Below are 14202 nucleotides of genomic sequence, written 5' to 3'. Positions count from 1 at the left end.
TCAGGGGCCGCCCTCGCGCGTCCATGTCGGGGACTGCTGCGAGAATGGACGACATGGGGCGTGGTGACGGATCCGGGCGTCTCGTCTCGCCCGAGGACGCCGACGACGCCGGTGCCGGCATCCTGCACGTCGACATGGATGCGTTCTACGCCTCTGTGGAGCAGCTCGACGATCCGTCGCTGCGCGGCAAGGCGATCATCATCGGCGCCCCCGAGAGCCGGTCCGTCGTGTCGAGCGCCTCGTACGAGGCACGACGCTTCGGCGTGCGATCCGCCATGCCGGTCGGCCAGGCGCTCCGGCTCTGCCCGACCGCGATCGTCGTGGCGCCGCATTTCGAGCGGTACCTGGAGATGTCGGCCCAGGTCATGCGGATCTTCCGCGACGTCACGCCCCTCGTCGAGCCGCTGTCGATCGACGAGGCGTTCCTCGACGTCCGCGGAGCCCGTCGGCTCTGGGGGAGTCCCGGGCGTATCGCCCGGATGCTGCGCCAGCGGGTGCTCGACGAGACGGGGCTCACCTGCAGCATCGGCGTCGCCGCCACCAAACACGTCGCGAAGATGGCCTCCACCATCAGCAAGCCCGACGGGCTGCTCATCGTCCCCGCAGCTGACACCGCCGCGTTCCTGGCGCCGAGATCGGTCCGGGCGCTGTGGGGCGTCGGACCGAAAGCCTCGGAGGCGCTCGAGAGCCGCGGCATCCGCACGATCGGCGATGTCCTCGAAGCCCCACGCGAGATGCTCGATCGGGCGCTCGGAGCTGCGATGGGCGACCGCGTGTGGCACCTGGCACGCGGGATCGACGCCCGGGAAGTGGACACCCGCCGCGTCGAGAAGAGCGTCGGACACGAGGAGACGTTCCACGACGACATCGCCGACACGGCGATCCTCCGTTCGGAGCTGCGTCGCCTGGCAGACCGGGTGGGCTCCCGGCTGCGCGCGAACGGCTGGGAGGCATCGACCGTCGCGATCAAGGTGCGCTTCGCCGACTTCACGACGATCTCCCGCTCCCAGACCCTCGTCGAGTCGACGGCCGTGGGCCAGCGCATCGGGGATGCCGCACTGGAGCTGTTCGCGTCGGTGGATCGCGCGCTCCCCGTCCGCCTGATCGGCGTTCGAGCGGAGAAGCTGCGTCCCGCGGGAGCAGCAGCTCCGACGCTCTGGGACGACGACGCCGGCTGGCGGCGCATCGAGGATGCGCTGGACGGCGCGGCCGCGAAGTTCGGCCGCGGCGCGGTCACGCGTGCGACGCTTCTCGGCGTGCGCGGAGGCGGCACGATTCCGTCGAGCCCGCCCGCCCCTCGGCTGGATCAGGGCTGAGTCGACAGAGCGAACGCGGCACCGGTCGTTCCTGTACGCGCGAAGTTGGGAGGGCGGGTGTGCCGGAACGCTCGCGCCCGCTACCGTTGACCCATGCCCAACATCGCACTCGAACTCGGCAAGCAGTCAGCGTCTTTCGGCGTGAAGGGCGCATACGGGGAGCAGCTGGACGTGGACGGCGTCCGTATCATCCCGGTCGCCCTGACCTGGTCCGGCTTCGGCGGTGGATCCGACGAGGCCGGCAACGGCGGCGGCGGCGGCGGAGGCTGGGCCATCCCGGTCGGCGCCTACATCCGCCGCGGCGACGACCTCCGGTTCGAGCCGAACATCATCGCGCTGCTGACCATCGCGGTCCCGTTCGTCTTCTTCGCCGGCCGCGCGCTCAGTCGTGTCATCCGCACCCTCAAGAAGTAGCCAGGACGCGGTCGGCAACGCGCTGGCCATCGCAGTCGACCAGATCAGACACGAGATCGCCCAGGTGGCGGCATCCAATCCCGTCGTCCTCATCGACGGCCGCAGCGGAGCCGGCAAGTCCTCGCTGGCCCGTGCGCTCGTGGCGCGATGGCCGCTGAGAGGCCGCGTGCAGGTCGTCGCACTGGACTCGATCTATCCGGGCTGGGACGGCCTCGACGACGGGGTCGAGCTGGCGCGAGAGCTGATCCTGCGGCCGCACGCGCGGGGACTCGTGGGTGTCTGGCAGCGCTGGGACTGGACCGTCGGCGAACCGGCGGAGGCGCACGCCGTCGACCCGTCGCTGCCGCTCATCGTCGAGGGCGCCGGACTGCTCACTCCCGCGACGGCGCGCCTCGGGGATGTGCGCGTGTGGCTCGAGTCGCCCGCGGCATCCCGCAAGCAGCGCGCACTGGCCCGCGACGGCGATGGGTTCCGTCCGCATTGGGAACGCTGGGCCGCTCAGGAGCGGCAGCACGTCGCTCGCGACGACCCCATGCGCCTCGCGACGCTGGTGATCCCGGTGCCCTGAGGTCGGTCTCAGCCGTCGAGCGCGGCGACCAGGCCGTCCAGCCGGTAGCCGACCCAGTCGTAGATGCCGAAGCGAGGGTCGGCGACGTCGTGGTCGTCATCCTGCCCGACACCGAGCCGCGTCGCGAGGACGAGTCGCACGGCGGCGAGCGTCCGCAGCCATGCCTGCGCGGCGTCCGGCCCGAGCCGGATCTCGACCTGTTCGAGGAGAGCAGGGTCCTCTGGATCGTCTGAGATCCGAGCCGCGTCCTGCAACGAGGCGAGTACGACACCGGCATCGGCCGAGCGCCGGTCGAGCAGGTCGGACTGGGTCAGTGCACGGAACTCTCGGGCGGCCTCTTCATCGTCGGGGTAAGCCGCCGGTACGAGGCGAGCGAGCGCCGGGTCGCCGTCTTCGGGCGCCGTATCCCGCAACAGCTCGGCGAACTGCCCGACGAGGCCGGCCAGATGCGCGGCCTCCAGGCGGGTGATCTCCATCACCACCAGCCGTTCGCTCACGCCGGCGCCTGCCGTACGGTCGCCCACAGGCCGTAATCGTGCATCGCCTGCGCGTGCAGCTCCATCTGCTCGCGCGCGCCCTGGGCCACGACGGCGTGACCCTCGTTGTGGACGGCGAGCATGAGCCGCTCCGCCTCCGCACGTGCGAGACCGAAGTACTCACGGAAGACATGCGCGACATAGCTCATGAGGTTGACGGGGTCGTCCCACACGACGGTCTGCCAAGGCCGGGCCGGATCGACCCGCGAGGCGATGTCGAGCTCGACGTCGTGATCGACGGAGGGAGTGGCCAACGGAGTCATCAGGCCCACCCCAGCTCATGAAGCCGGTCGTCGTCGATCCCGTAGAAATGGGCGATCTCATGCACGAGCGTCGTGTGCACCTCGTCGCGAAGCTCACCCGCGTCGTCGCAGGCTGCGAGGTGCGGTTCGCGGTAGACGATGATGCGATCCGGCAGCTCGCCGACGCCGTAGCGATCGCGTTCGGTCAGCGCCCAGCCGTCGTACAGCCCCAGCAGATCGAGACTGCCGTCCTCGGGGCGATCCTCGACGACGAACACGACGTTGTCGAGACCCTCCACCATGTCGTCGGGAAGGGCATCCAGCTCGTCGGTCACCAGCTGCTCGAAGGTCTCGGCATCCATCTCCATCATGATGCCTCGCCTCTCCGCGAATGGGGCGCGTGCACGCGCCCCATTCGACCGGAATTGGGGTGAGTAACGGGACTCGAACCCGCGACATCCGGCACCACAAGCCAGCGCTCTACCAACTGAGCTATACCCACCATGTCTCCCGCCTGAGCGGGCAACCAGACGATTCTCTCACACCTCCGGAGCAAACGACGACACGACGGCAGCGGCTGCGGCGCGCGCTCCGTCGCTCGTGGGACCCGGCTCGGGGACGAACACCGCCTGGCGATAATAGGCCAGTTCGCGGATCGATTCGAGGATGTCCGCGAGCGCGCGGTGGCCGCCGTCCTTCGCCGGAGCGTGGATGTACGCGCGGGGATACCAGCGGCGCGACAGCTCCTTGATGCTCGAGACATCGACGTTCCGGTAGTGCAGCCAGCGGTCCACGCGGGGCATGTACTTCGCGAGGAACATGCGGTCGGTGCCGATGGTGTTTCCCGCAAGTGGCGCCTTGCCCTCCAGGGGCACGAACCGCTGGATGTACTCGAGAACCTGGAACTCGGCGTCCGCAAGGCTGACGCCGTGCGGGATCTCCTCCAGGAGCCCGGAAGATCGATGCATGTTCGTCACGAACTCGTTCATGTTCGCCATTGCGGAGTCGTCCGGCTTGATCACGACGGCGAAGCCTGGATCGATGGCGCGCAACTCGAAGTCGGTCACGACCACGGCGATCTCGACGAGTTCGTCGACGCCCAGATCGAGTCCCGTCATCTCGCAGTCGATCCACACCAGACGATCGTTCTCGGATGCACCCACCATGTGCTCCATCCTTGTCGCAAGTCCAGACATCCCACGGGCCTGGACCCGGGTTCCGGCTCTCACGCCGGTCCCGTGAGCCCCTCCGGGAGGATTCGAACCCCCGACCTTGCGGGTAGAAACCGCTCGCTCTGTCCCCTGAGCTACGGAGGGAAGGGTGCTCCCACACTACCGGGTCGCACCACGCCGTCGCGGACGCTGGCGCTGGCGGCGGCCTCGGCGTAGCGTCGGCATCGGAGGCATCGAAAGGAGTTCACGATGAGCACCACACAGACGCACCACTCGCTCTGGGTCGCTTACGGCGCGTCGGGCGTCGCAGGCAGCATCCGCAAGGACGACGACGGCTACACCGTCACGATGGCGGGAGCGGATCACTCGGCGGGCACGTATCCCACGATGGAGATCGCGAAGAGCGCGCTGCACGCCCACATGACCCCGGGCAGCGACTGGCCACAGTTCCGCGAACACTGAACACCGCGGCGGGGCGCAGGTCGCTCCGCCGTGAGACGCGTCAGATCGCGCGCTCGACGGCCGGCGCCGGCGTGCGGCGCGTGTCGAGCAGGGGTAGCGCGACGTGCACGAGAGGGCCGATCAGCACCGCGAAGAGCACGGTGCCGATGCCGACGGTGCCACCGAGCAGCCAGCCCACCAGCAGCACCGAGATCTCCACCAGTGCGCGGCACACCCAGATCGGCCAGCCGAGCCGAGCGTTCAAGCCGGTCATGAGCCCGTCACGGGGACCCGGGCCGAACCGGGCGCCGATGTACAGCCCGGACGCGACCGCGACCAGCACGATGCCACCGAGCAGCACGGCCAGCTGAGCGCCGAAGCCGGCCACCGCAGGGACGAGGCCGATCACGATCTGCATGCTCGTTCCGACCAGGAGGATGTTCGCGATCGTGCCGACGCCGGGCTTCTGACGAAGCGGGATCCACAGCAGGAGCACGAAGAAGCCCACGATGTTCGTGATCCACCCGATGCCGATCCCGGTCTTGAGCGAGATGCCCTGAGCGAACACGGTCCACGGGTCGACGCCGAGCCCGGCTTCGACGGTCAGGGCGCAGCCGGCCCCATAGAGGAAGAGGCCGACGAGCAACTGGACGATTCGGCGTGGCATCCACCTATCCAATCTCACTATTGGCCTGCATGGTGCAGTCCAATAGCCGTATGCTGGCCCTCATGGATTCGCGGATCTCGGCGCGTGCTCTGGCTGCTTCGCTGGGCGGATGGCGGACACGAGAACCTGCCTACGAGGCACTGGCCGACGGCATCCGTCTGTTATGTCTCGACAATCGCCTCGCGCCGCGCACCGCGCTGCCGGCCGAGCGGGAGCTCGCGATTGCGCTGCACGTGAGTCGCAGCACGGTGGCCGCCGCCTACGGCAGTCTCCGTCGCACGGCGCACATCGCCAGCCTCCGCGGATCCGGAAGCGTCACGCTGCCACTCGGACGCCGGGACGCGGGACGGATGCCGGCCTCCGACGGCATGATCGATCTTCAGCAGGCCAGCCCGCCGGCATGGCCGGGTCTCGCCGGGATCATGTCGGAGACGGCCGCGCAGGCGTCGGGACTGATCTCGCGTGTGGGCTACGACGTGCTCGGCCGCATCGAGCTGCGGGAGGCCATCGCCCGTCGGTACACCGATCGGGGGGTCCCGACGCGCCCCGAGGAGGTGCTCGTGACGACCGGCGCGCAGAGCGCGATCCATCTGGTCGCATCGGTGCTCATCGGTCGTGGGGACCGTGTCCTCGTCGAGACGCCGACGTACCCGCACGCCGCCGACGCCCTCCGTCGCGCGGGGGCTCGGCTCGTCGGTGTGCCGGTGACGACGGATGACGGGTGGGACCTCGACCGCGCCGAGCAGGCGTTCGCACGCACGCTGCCTGTCATGGCGTACCTCATGCCCGACTTCCAGAACCCGACGGGTCGCAGCATGACCCCGCGGGAGCGCGAGGCGCTGCTGGCGGCAGGAGAGCGTTCGGGCTCGGTGCTGGTGCTGGATGAGACGACCGCCGACCTCGACATCGATCGCGGCCCGGTCGCACCGGGGTTCGAGAGCTCCGAACCGGGCACCGTGGTGCGGATCGGCTCGCTGGGAAAGACGGTATGGGGTGGTCTGCGGCTCGGCTGGGTGCGCGCGGACGGCGAGCTCATCGGTCGCCTTGTTGCCGCGCGCCCCGCCCATGACCTGGGGACGCCGGAGTTCGAGCAGGCCATCGCGACGCGTCTCATCGGGCAGTTCGACGCGATCGTGCGGCAGCGATCGGAGCTGCTGCGCGCGGGCCGCGACGCGCTGATGGCGGCGCTCGAGCAGGCGCTGCCCTCATGGCACCTGCCCGTCGTCCACGGGGGAGTGTCGCTGTGGATCGAATTGGGGGCGCCTCTGAGCTCCGCCCTCGTCATGCAGGCTCGTTCGCGCGGCCTCCTGTTGAGTGCGGGACCGCGGTTCTCGGTCGAAGGCGGCCACGAACGCCACCTGCGGGTGCCGTTCACCGGACCGCCGGACGAGATGGTTCGCGCCGCGAGCGTGCTCGCCGACGCCTGGGCATCGGTGCGGTCGGGCGCGCCGTCGTCCATCACGGAGCACGTCGGCGCGGTCATCTGACGGGTGCTCCTGCGGGGATCGGGCCTCACCGCGCGAATCTCAGGCACTCGACCGCCTCGTCGGCGGTCCAGAACTCGCCCAGCTCCCGGAACGTGTGCGCGGTCGCGTGAAGACGTCGCGCCCGGAACCGGACTCCGGCGGGGTGCGCCGCCTCCTGGAGATGGCCGATGACGATGCCGCGGGAATCGACAACGCGCCAGAGAGACGGCGCGGCAGGGACCAGACGCACGCGCGCACCGGTCGTGAGACGCGGCTCGCGAGACGATCCGGCTTCGATCAACATACTCATGATTCCTCCTCGCTCTCGAACATAACTACGGGTTCGGACATCAGGTCCGCGCGCGGCCTCCGGCGATTCCTCCCCAACCGACGGTTCGCGTGAGCTGTCCCCAGATCCGCTGGTCGCCGGGGTCGGCGGCTCTGCCGCGCGCCAGGCTGAATCCACCCGCCGGCGTCCTCGGGCACGGGGCGCCGGCGGGTACCACCGGGGAAGGTCCCCGGAACGACAGATGGGAAGCGACATGAGCGATACAGGCGACACGATCACGATCACCGGCAATGTGGCCACGCCTCCGGAGTTGAAGCACACGCCGGCCGGCGTGACGATCGCGACCTTCCGCGTGGCGAGCGGTCGGCGACGCTACAACCGCGAGACGGAGTCGTGGATCGATGCCGGCACGAACTTCTACACTGTCTCGGCATTCCGCACCCTCGCCGATCACGCGTACAAGTCCCTGAAGAAGGGGGACCGCGTCCTCCTCACGGGTCGAGTACGGGTGCGCGAGTGGGAGAACGGCGCGCGTCGAGGCACCGCGATCGAGATCGACGCCGATGCGATCGGCCACGATCTGCTGTGGGGCACGACGACCTTCATGAAGGACGCCGGTCGGGCGGCGGCTGGCGGACGCGAAGGGCCCCAGGATGCCGGGACCGACGCGTGGGCCGCCCCCGGCGTGGATGCGGCCTCGCCCGCTGCCGAGGCCCCGAGCCTGGAGCCGATGCTCGTCGGTGCGGGCCACGACACCGATGCATCCACCGATGACGCTCTGACGCCGTTCTGAAGCGTTCAACTCTGAAGCGTTCAGCCCGCGCGGGGCCGGCGGCCCTAAACTCTCCCCGTGGCCCGAGACCTCCCGCCCCGCGCTGGCTTTTCCGATCGGCGCCGTCGTGCGGCCTGGGTGCTCACGGCGACTCTGCTCGTCGGCACGCTCACGGCGTGCGCTCCTGGAGGGACGCCCGACCCGACCCCCACCCCGACCGTCTCGGCGTCGAGCGCGCAGCCCACCCCGGATGCGACCCCGACGACTCCTCCCGAGCCGACGCTGGTGCCGAACGGCACCGCGGCCGAGAATCTGCCGCTGTTCACGTCGGTGACAGCGGCGGTGTGGGCATCGGAGAACCGCGTGGTCGGACGAGCGTACGTGGACGCGCTGACGGCCGCGGGCTTCGACAAGGCGGCGATGCAGGTCACGAACGATCAGACGACGGTCGGCAATCCGGCAGAGAGCATCCAGTTCTCGGTGCGATGGGGCGAGGAGTGCCTCATCGGCCAGGTGGGTCCCGCCACCGGGAATCCCGTCACGGTGGTGGTGCCGGTTCTCGCCGAGGGCTCATGTCTCGTCGGCGAGACGCGCCCCATCGACTGGTGACATCCGGCTCGGCCTGTCGGCGACGGCGCCTGTCCGCAGGCTCCGCCGTGGAGTCGGCCCGCCGCGGGGCCGGTAGGCTGGGACGCTGACGTCCGAAGTCCGAGGAGAGCAGAAACCCGCATGGCTGAGTACATCTACTCCATGGTCCGAGCCCGCAAGGCGGTCGGCGACAAGCTGATCCTGGATGACGTCACGATGGCGTTCCTACCCGGCGCGAAGATCGGCATGGTGGGCCCGAACGGCGCGGGCAAGTCGACGATCCTGAAGATCATGGCGGGGCTCGACACGCCGTCGAACGGCGAGGCGAAGCTGGCTCCGGGGTTCAGCGTCGGCATCCTCATGCAGGAGCCGGAGCTCGACGAGACGAAGACGGTCCTCGAGAACATCCAGGACGGCATCGCGATCAAGGCGAAGGTCGACCGCTTCAACGAGATCTCCGGGCTGATGGCCGATCCCGATGCGGACTTCGACGCACTGCTGGCAGAGATGGGCGTGCTGCAGGAGGAGATCGACGCGGCCGACGCATGGGACCTCGACTCGCAGCTCGAGCAGGCGATGGATGCGCTGCGCACCCCGCCGGGCGATGCCGAGATCGCCCCGCTGTCGGGCGGTGAGAAGCGGCGTGTCGCGCTCACCAAGCTTCTGCTGCAGAAGCCCGACCTCCTGCTGCTCGACGAGCCCACCAACCATCTCGACGCCGAGAGCGTGCTGTGGCTCGAGCAGCACCTGCAGAAGTACCCCGGCGCGGTGATCGCCATCACCCACGACCGGTACTTCCTCGACAACGTCGCCGAGTGGATCGCCGAGGTCGACCGCGGTCGCCTCATCGGCTACGAGGGCAACTACTCGACCTATCTCGAGAAGAAGGCCGAGCGCCTCGCAGTCCAGGGCAAGAAGGACGCGAAGCTCGCCAAGCGTCTGGCGGAGGAGCTGGACTGGGTCCGCTCCAACGCCAAGGGGCGCCAGGCCAAGTCGAAGGCGCGTCTCGCGCGCTACGAGGAGATGGCGGCGGAGGCGGACCGCACTCGCAAGCTGGACTTCGAAGAGATCACGATCCCGCCCGGGCCGCGCCTGGGCAGCGTCGTGATCGAGGCCAAGAAGCTCCAGAAGGGCTTCGACGGTCGTTCGCTCATCGACGGTCTGAGCTTCAGCCTGCCGCCGAACGGCATCGTCGGCGTGATCGGCCCGAACGGCGTCGGAAAGACCACGCTGTTCAAGACGATCGTCGGCCTCGAGCCGCTCGACGGCGGCGACCTCAAGATCGGCGAGACGGTCAAGATCAGCTACGTCGACCAGTCGCGCTCCAACATCGATCCCAACAAGACGCTGTGGGAGGTCGTCTCGGACGGTCTCGACATCATCACCGTGGGAAAGACGGAGATCCCCTCGCGTGCGTACGTCTCGAAGTTCGGCTTCAAGGGGCCCGATCAGCAGAAGAAGGCCGGCGTGCTCTCGGGCGGTGAGCGCAACCGCCTCAACCTCGCGCTGACGCTCAAGGAGGGCGGCAACCTGCTGCTCCTCGACGAGCCGACCAACGACCTGGACGTCGAGACGCTGCAATCGCTCGAGAACGCGCTGCTCGAGTTCCCCGGCTGCGCGGTGGTCATCACGCACGACCGCTGGTTCCTCGACCGCATCGCGACGCACATCCTCGCCTACGAGGGCACCGAGGACGACCCCGACAAGTGGTACTGGTTCGAGGGCAACTTCGAGGCGTACGAGACCAACAAGGTCGAGCGCCTCGGCGCCGACGCCGCCCGCCCGCACCGCACCGCCTACCGCAAGCTCACGCGTGACTGACAGCGGCGACACCGCAGCCACGGCCGCTCCGCGCGGCCGTCGCCTGCACGTGCCCATCCACCTGCGCTGGGGCGACCTCGACGCGCTCGGGCACGTCAACAACACCTCGATGCTCAAACTGCTCGAGGAGGCGCGCCTGCGCGCCTTCTGGCGCCCCGAGGACGGGACGGATGCAGCGGCCACCGCGGTCTTCGACATGTCCGTCCTCGAGGGCGGCGGCTCGCGCGCCACGCTCGTCGCGCGGCAGGAGATCGAGTACCTGCGGCCGGTGCCCTACGGGCAGAAGCCGCTGGACGTGCAGCTCTGGGTCGGCCGCATCGGCGGCTCGAGCGTGGAGGTCTGCTACGAGGTGTTCAGTCCCGAGGGGAATGACGCCCAGGTCCTGTACGCGCGGGCCTCCGCGGTCGTCGTCCTGGTCGACACCGCCAGCGGTCGCCCGACGCGATGGGGTGCCGCCGAGCGGACCGCTTGGGCACCGTTCGTCGGCGAGCCCATCGTGTACGCGAAGCGTCGCTGAGACTCAGTCCCGGCGCTCGTCGGCGTCGGGGACGCGCACCATGATCTCCTGCGCGACACTGGCGAGCAGCGTGCCGTCCGCGGCATAGATGCGTCCGGTCGCCAGGCCACGGCCGCCTCGGGCGCTCGGCGACTCCTGGACATACAGCATCCATTCGTCGACCCGCCCGAAGCGATGCCACCACATCGCATGATCCAGGCTGGCCACCTTGAGTCCAGGAGTGGCCCACGAGACGCCGTGCGCGCGCAGGATGGACTCCTGGATGGTCAGATCGCTGAGGTAGGCCAGCGCTGCGCGATGGATCGCCGGGTCGTCGGGGATCGGACGCCGCACACGCATCCAGACCGCCTGCCGGGGGGAGCGCGCGGGATCCGCTGCCACGTAGATGGGTGACGGGACGTGCCGCAGATCGACCGGCCGGTCGGTGAACAGGCGCTTCGACATCGGGTGCAGACCCTGGAGGTGCGACTCGACGTCGGGGAGATCGTCGGGCGCGGGCACGTCTTCGGGCATCGCCTCCTGATGCTCCAGACCGGGATCTTCGTCCTGGAACGACGCGATCATCGAGAAGATCGGCACGCCCTCCTGGTACGCCTGCGTGCGCCGCGTGGAGAAGGACCGCCCGTCGTGGATGCGATCGACCGAGAACGTGATGCCCTTCGCCGAGTCTCCAGGTCGGAGGAAGTAGCCGTGCATGGAGTGCACGGTCCGCTCGCCGGGGATGGTCCGCGACGCCGCGACGATCGACTGCGCGAGCACCTGGCCGCCGTAGACCCTGCCGAGCGGCATCGACTGTGAAGCCCCGGTGAAGATGTCCTCCGTGGTACGCGCATCCGATGCGCTGAGATCGATCACCGACAGCATCGACGCGACCGGATCGGCCTCGGGCGCCACCCCGGCGTTCGACTCCGCATCCACGGGTACTCCTCTCCGGGGCGGCGGCCGCCCGCAGGTCCGCTTGGTAGCTTAGGGGGCGATGTCCCAGCGCCTGTTGCTCGCCGATCCCGATTCCGCCGCCGACGCCCTGACCTTCGCCGGACGGGCCGCGCGCGTCACGGTCGAGGGGGTGCGGCTGCGGGCAGACCGCGGTGTGCTCGTCATGACCGCAGCACCGCTCGCTCCGCGCGGATTCGGCGACCCGACCCCGACTGTCCTGGCCCTGCGCACCCTCGCCGCCGATCCCGAGCTGGAGTGCGACCTGGTGGTCGACGCATCCGCCCTGCGCGCCGTCACGGACGACCCGCGCGCGCTCGAGCTGCCCGAGACGGCGCTGTCACCGGCCTGGGCCGGAATCACCCCGCCCCGGAGCGGCTGGGACGCTCGCCCGGGGATCGATGCGTCCACCCTCGCTGCGCAGGCGCAGGCGGGCATCGTCCGCGTGGGCGAGACCGTCCCGACGGATGCGGGCGAGGACGTCGTGCGGACGGTGCGCGCCGCGGTGTGGGGCGCACCCTCCGATGATCTGGGCGGGCTGCCGCTCGGCGTCGCCTACGCGGCGCTGAGCCTCGGGTTCATCAGCGGCAGCGAGACCGCGAGGGTCTTCGCGATCGGGCCGTGGACGCGCATCAGCCTGACCCGCGGGCATGTGCTGGTGCGCGGGCCGGTGGCGACCGGCCTCACGGCAGTGCGCCGCACCGGTCCAGCCGCGGGCTGAGACGCACGCGCTGCCGGCGGGTCGCCGTCACAGGGCCGCCGCCGCGGCGCGGCCGGCCACCCGGCCCGAGAACAGGCATCCGCCCAGGAAGGTGCCCTCCAGCGCGCGGTAGCCGTGCACCCCGCCGCCGCCGAAGCCGCTCGCCTCACCGGCGGCGTACAGGCCGGGTACGGGCTCACCGCTCGCGCCCAGTGCGCGGGCCGACAGGTCCGTCTCGATGCCGCCGAGGGACTTGCGGGTGAGCACATGCAGCTTCACCGCGATGAGCGGCCCCGACTTCGGATCGAGGATCTTGTGCGGTGCGGCGGTGCGGATGAGCCGGTCGCCGCGGAAGGATCGCGCCGAACGCAGCATCGCGATCTGCGCATCCTTGGTGAAGTCGTTGTCCATCTCGCGGTCGCGCCCCTCGACCTCGAACCGCACACGATCGGCGTCGAGCACCGCGCCGCCCGGCAGGGCCTGCATGCCGGCGATGAGGTCGTCGAGCGTGTCGCGCACGACGAAGTCCGCGCCTCTGTCCATGAACGCCTGCACGGGGCCGGACGCTCCTTTGCCCAGACGCGACGTGGCGAGCAGGCGCACGTCCTTGCCGGTGAGATCGGGGTTCTGCTCGCTGCCCGAGAGCGTGAACTCCTTCTCGATGATCTGCTGCGACAGCACGAACCACGAGTGGTCGTGGCCGGTGGCGCGCAGATGCGCCAGGGTGCCGAGGGTGTCGAAACCGGGGAAGAGCGGCACCGGCAGACGGTTGCCCGTCGCATCGAGCCAGACCGACGACGGCCCGGGAAGGATGCGGATGCCGTGATCCGGCCACACCGGATCCCAGTTCTGGATGCCCTCCACGTAGTGCCACATGCGATCGCCGTTGATGAGGCGGGCGCCCGCGGCTTCGCTGACCGGCTGCAGCGAGCCGTCCACGTACGCGGGGACACCGGTCAGCATGGTGGCCGGGGGAGTGCCCAGGCGCTCGGGCCACCACCGGCGCACGAGTTCGTGGTTGCCGCCGATGCCGCCGGAGGAGACGATCGTGGCGCCGGCACGGATCGCGAACGTGTCGACCACCTCGCGAGAACTGGCAACGCCGCGTGCCGCGCCCGACGGTGCCAGGACATCGCCTGCCGCACCCGTGACGGTGCCGTCCTCGACGGTGAGCGACGTGACCCGGTGCCGGGGCAGGATCGTCACGCGCCCGTCGGCCTCGCCCGACTCGACGGCCGCCTGGAACGGGGCGACCACTCCCGGGCCCGTGCCCCAGGTGACGTGGAAGCGCGGCACCGAGTTGCCGGGGCCGGTGGCCGAGTATCCGCCGCGCTCTGCCCAGCCGACGATGGGGAAGAAGCCGACGCCCTTCTCCCGCAGCCACGCGCGCTTCTCCCCGTGCGCGAACTGCAGGTACGCCTCGGCCCAGCGGCGGGGCCAGAGATCCTCCTCGCGATCGAAGCCGGCATTTCCCAGCCAGTCCTGCCGTGCCAGCTCGAGGGAATCGCGGACGCCGAGCCGGCGCTGCTCGGGCGAGTCGATGAAGAACAGCCCGCCGAACGACCACCACGCCTGACCGCCGAGATTGGACCGCGGCTCCTGGTCGACGATCGTGACCCGCTTGCCGGCGGCCACGGCTTCCGCCGCGGCGACGAGACCGGCGAGGCCCCATCCGATGACGAGGATGTCGGTCTGGTGGGTGGCGAGGGGCATGTCGACTCCTTCGTCGGCGGTGAGGTGGAGCTGTCGGGAAGCGGTGG

The 14202-nt window shown here is 69.9% G+C and carries 18 protein-coding genes and 2 tRNA genes; 10 read left to right on the top strand and 10 right to left on the bottom strand.

The window, feature by feature from the left end; translation table 11 throughout:
- Window positions 1–53: 53 nt before the first annotated feature.
- The 3 genes from NCG93_RS04405 to NCG93_RS04395 all read left to right on the top strand — a co-directional run bounded on the left by NCG93_RS04405 (window position 54) and on the right by NCG93_RS04395 (window position 2298).
- Window positions 54–1316: a DNA polymerase IV gene (locus NCG93_RS04405; RefSeq protein WP_194415238.1), complete on the top strand. Its 1263-nt coding sequence runs from the start codon at window positions 54–56 to the stop codon at window positions 1314–1316.
- A gap of 93 nt (window positions 1317–1409) precedes the next feature.
- Window positions 1410–1730, top strand: coding sequence for a hypothetical protein (locus NCG93_RS04400; protein ID WP_194415239.1), 321 nt, complete (start codon window positions 1410–1412; stop codon window positions 1728–1730).
- Window positions 1705–2298: a sigma 54-interacting transcriptional regulator gene (locus NCG93_RS04395; RefSeq protein ID WP_194415240.1), complete on the top strand. Its 594-nt coding sequence runs from the start codon at window positions 1705–1707 to the stop codon at window positions 2296–2298. Before NCG93_RS04400 ends, NCG93_RS04395 begins: the two co-directional genes overlap by 26 nt.
- Window positions 2299–2306: 8 nt before the next feature.
- Here NCG93_RS04395 and NCG93_RS04390 read toward each other — a convergent pair whose 3' ends face one another.
- From NCG93_RS04390 to NCG93_RS04365, 6 genes are all read right to left on the bottom strand, one after another.
- Window positions 2307–2795 carry a DUF2017 family protein gene (locus tag NCG93_RS04390; protein ID WP_252787438.1) on the bottom strand — a complete coding sequence of 163 codons (489 nt, stop codon included), beginning with the start codon at window positions 2793–2795 and terminating at the stop codon, window positions 2307–2309.
- Entirely contained in the window at window positions 2792–3106 is a 315-nt protein-coding gene (gene clpS, locus NCG93_RS04385; RefSeq protein ID WP_372495946.1) for an ATP-dependent Clp protease adapter ClpS, read from the bottom strand. Before clpS ends, NCG93_RS04390 begins: the two co-directional genes overlap by 4 nt.
- Complete coding sequence (locus tag NCG93_RS04380) at window positions 3097–3447, bottom strand: metallopeptidase family protein (RefSeq protein ID WP_194415242.1); 351 nt, start codon at window positions 3445–3447, stop codon at window positions 3097–3099. The genes clpS and NCG93_RS04380 overlap by 10 nt, the downstream gene beginning before the upstream one ends.
- Window positions 3448–3502: 55 nt before the next feature.
- Window positions 3503–3578 (bottom strand) — tRNA-His (locus NCG93_RS04375).
- A 37-nt stretch (window positions 3579–3615) separates the two neighbouring features.
- The gene (gene orn, locus NCG93_RS04370) at window positions 3616–4242 is read right to left on the bottom strand and encodes an oligoribonuclease (RefSeq protein WP_194415243.1); all 627 of its coding nucleotides are present in this window, start codon (window positions 4240–4242) and stop codon (window positions 3616–3618) included.
- 77 nt (window positions 4243–4319) lie between these two features.
- A tRNA-Arg gene (locus NCG93_RS04365) sits at window positions 4320–4392 on the bottom strand.
- Between the two features lie 105 nt (window positions 4393–4497).
- Here NCG93_RS04365 and NCG93_RS04360 point away from each other — a divergent pair.
- On the top strand, window positions 4498–4710 hold the full coding sequence (locus NCG93_RS04360; protein ID WP_194415244.1) for a methyltransferase: 213 nt from the start codon (window positions 4498–4500) through the stop codon (window positions 4708–4710).
- Window positions 4711–4750: 40 nt separating this feature from the next.
- Here NCG93_RS04360 and yczE read toward each other — a convergent pair whose 3' ends face one another.
- Window positions 4751–5356: a membrane protein YczE gene (gene yczE, locus NCG93_RS04355; protein ID WP_194415245.1), complete on the bottom strand. Its 606-nt coding sequence runs from the start codon at window positions 5354–5356 to the stop codon at window positions 4751–4753.
- Between the two features lie 62 nt (window positions 5357–5418).
- Between yczE and yczR the strand changes: the two genes are divergently transcribed.
- A complete protein-coding gene (yczR, locus tag NCG93_RS04350; protein WP_194415246.1) occupies window positions 5419–6843 on the top strand; it encodes a MocR-like transcription factor YczR in 1425 nt (474 codons plus the stop codon).
- A gap of 25 nt (window positions 6844–6868) precedes the next feature.
- Here yczR and NCG93_RS04345 read toward each other — a convergent pair whose 3' ends face one another.
- Window positions 6869–7132, bottom strand: a complete 264-nt coding sequence (locus tag NCG93_RS04345) for a hypothetical protein (protein ID WP_194415247.1) — start codon at window positions 7130–7132, stop codon at window positions 6869–6871.
- 232 nt (window positions 7133–7364) lie between these two features.
- Between NCG93_RS04345 and ssb the strand changes: the two genes are divergently transcribed.
- The 4 genes from ssb (at window position 7365) to NCG93_RS04325 (ending at window position 10809) form a co-directional block, all read left to right on the top strand.
- Window positions 7365–7904, top strand: coding sequence for a single-stranded DNA-binding protein (gene ssb / locus NCG93_RS04340; RefSeq protein ID WP_194415248.1), 540 nt, complete (start codon window positions 7365–7367; stop codon window positions 7902–7904).
- A gap of 57 nt (window positions 7905–7961) precedes the next feature.
- A complete protein-coding gene (locus NCG93_RS04335) occupies window positions 7962–8492 on the top strand; it encodes a DUF6993 domain-containing protein (RefSeq protein WP_252787437.1) in 531 nt (176 codons plus the stop codon).
- A 120-nt stretch (window positions 8493–8612) separates the two neighbouring features.
- Window positions 8613–10292: an energy-dependent translational throttle protein EttA gene (gene ettA / locus NCG93_RS04330; protein WP_194415249.1), complete on the top strand. Its 1680-nt coding sequence runs from the start codon at window positions 8613–8615 to the stop codon at window positions 10290–10292.
- Entirely contained in the window at window positions 10285–10809 is a 525-nt protein-coding gene (locus NCG93_RS04325; RefSeq protein WP_194415250.1) for an acyl-CoA thioesterase, read from the top strand. Before ettA ends, NCG93_RS04325 begins: the two co-directional genes overlap by 8 nt.
- Window positions 10810–10812: 3 nt before the next feature.
- On the opposite strand, the gene NCG93_RS04320 is transcribed toward NCG93_RS04325, so the two are convergent.
- Complete coding sequence (locus tag NCG93_RS04320) at window positions 10813–11673, bottom strand: acyl-CoA thioesterase (protein ID WP_194416019.1); 861 nt, start codon at window positions 11671–11673, stop codon at window positions 10813–10815.
- Window positions 11674–11785: 112 nt separating this feature from the next.
- Here NCG93_RS04320 and NCG93_RS04315 point away from each other — a divergent pair, with 112 nt between their 5' ends.
- Complete coding sequence (locus tag NCG93_RS04315; RefSeq protein WP_194415251.1) at window positions 11786–12463, top strand: DUF8185 domain-containing protein; 678 nt, start codon at window positions 11786–11788, stop codon at window positions 12461–12463.
- Between the two features lie 27 nt (window positions 12464–12490).
- Here NCG93_RS04315 and NCG93_RS04310 read toward each other — a convergent pair whose 3' ends face one another.
- Window positions 12491–14155, bottom strand: a complete 1665-nt coding sequence (locus NCG93_RS04310; RefSeq protein WP_194415252.1) for an FAD-binding dehydrogenase — start codon at window positions 14153–14155, stop codon at window positions 12491–12493.
- Window positions 14156–14202: the final 47 nt, after the last annotated feature.

Origin of the sequence: Microbacterium yannicii, assembly GCF_024055635.1 — a bacterium.
Taxonomy (GTDB): Bacteria; Actinomycetota; Actinomycetes; order Actinomycetales; family Microbacteriaceae; genus Microbacterium; species Microbacterium yannicii.
Note: the sequence above shows the minus strand (reverse complement) of the source record. Positions and strands in the feature narration are given on the sequence as shown.

Excerpts from the sequence above, each read along its gene's own strand:
- yczE (WP_194415245.1), bottom strand. The coding sequence starts at position 5,356 with ATGCCACGCCGAATCGTCCAGTTGCTCGTCGGCCTCTTCCTCTATGGG.
- NCG93_RS04380 (WP_194415242.1), bottom strand. The coding sequence starts at position 3,447 with ATGATGGAGATGGATGCCGAGACCTTCGAGCAGCTGGTGACCGACGAG.
- NCG93_RS04405 (WP_194415238.1), top strand. The coding sequence starts at position 54 with ATGGGGCGTGGTGACGGATCCGGGCGTCTCGTCTCGCCCGAGGACGCC.
- NCG93_RS04345 (WP_194415247.1), bottom strand. The coding sequence starts at position 7,132 with ATGAGTATGTTGATCGAAGCCGGATCGTCTCGCGAGCCGCGTCTCACG.
- ssb (WP_194415248.1), top strand. The coding sequence starts at position 7,365 with ATGAGCGATACAGGCGACACGATCACGATCACCGGCAATGTGGCCACG.
- NCG93_RS04360 (WP_194415244.1), top strand. The coding sequence starts at position 4,498 with ATGAGCACCACACAGACGCACCACTCGCTCTGGGTCGCTTACGGCGCG.
- NCG93_RS04315 (WP_194415251.1), top strand. The coding sequence starts at position 11,786 with ATGTCCCAGCGCCTGTTGCTCGCCGATCCCGATTCCGCCGCCGACGCC.
- NCG93_RS04400 (WP_194415239.1), top strand. The coding sequence starts at position 1,410 with ATGCCCAACATCGCACTCGAACTCGGCAAGCAGTCAGCGTCTTTCGGC.
- NCG93_RS04310 (WP_194415252.1), bottom strand. The coding sequence starts at position 14,155 with ATGCCCCTCGCCACCCACCAGACCGACATCCTCGTCATCGGATGGGGC.
- orn (WP_194415243.1), bottom strand. The coding sequence starts at position 4,242 with ATGGTGGGTGCATCCGAGAACGATCGTCTGGTGTGGATCGACTGCGAG.
- NCG93_RS04320 (WP_194416019.1), bottom strand. The coding sequence starts at position 11,673 with ATGCTGTCGGTGATCGATCTCAGCGCATCGGATGCGCGTACCACGGAG.
- yczR (WP_194415246.1), top strand. The coding sequence starts at position 5,419 with ATGGATTCGCGGATCTCGGCGCGTGCTCTGGCTGCTTCGCTGGGCGGA.
- ettA (WP_194415249.1), top strand. The coding sequence starts at position 8,613 with ATGGCTGAGTACATCTACTCCATGGTCCGAGCCCGCAAGGCGGTCGGC.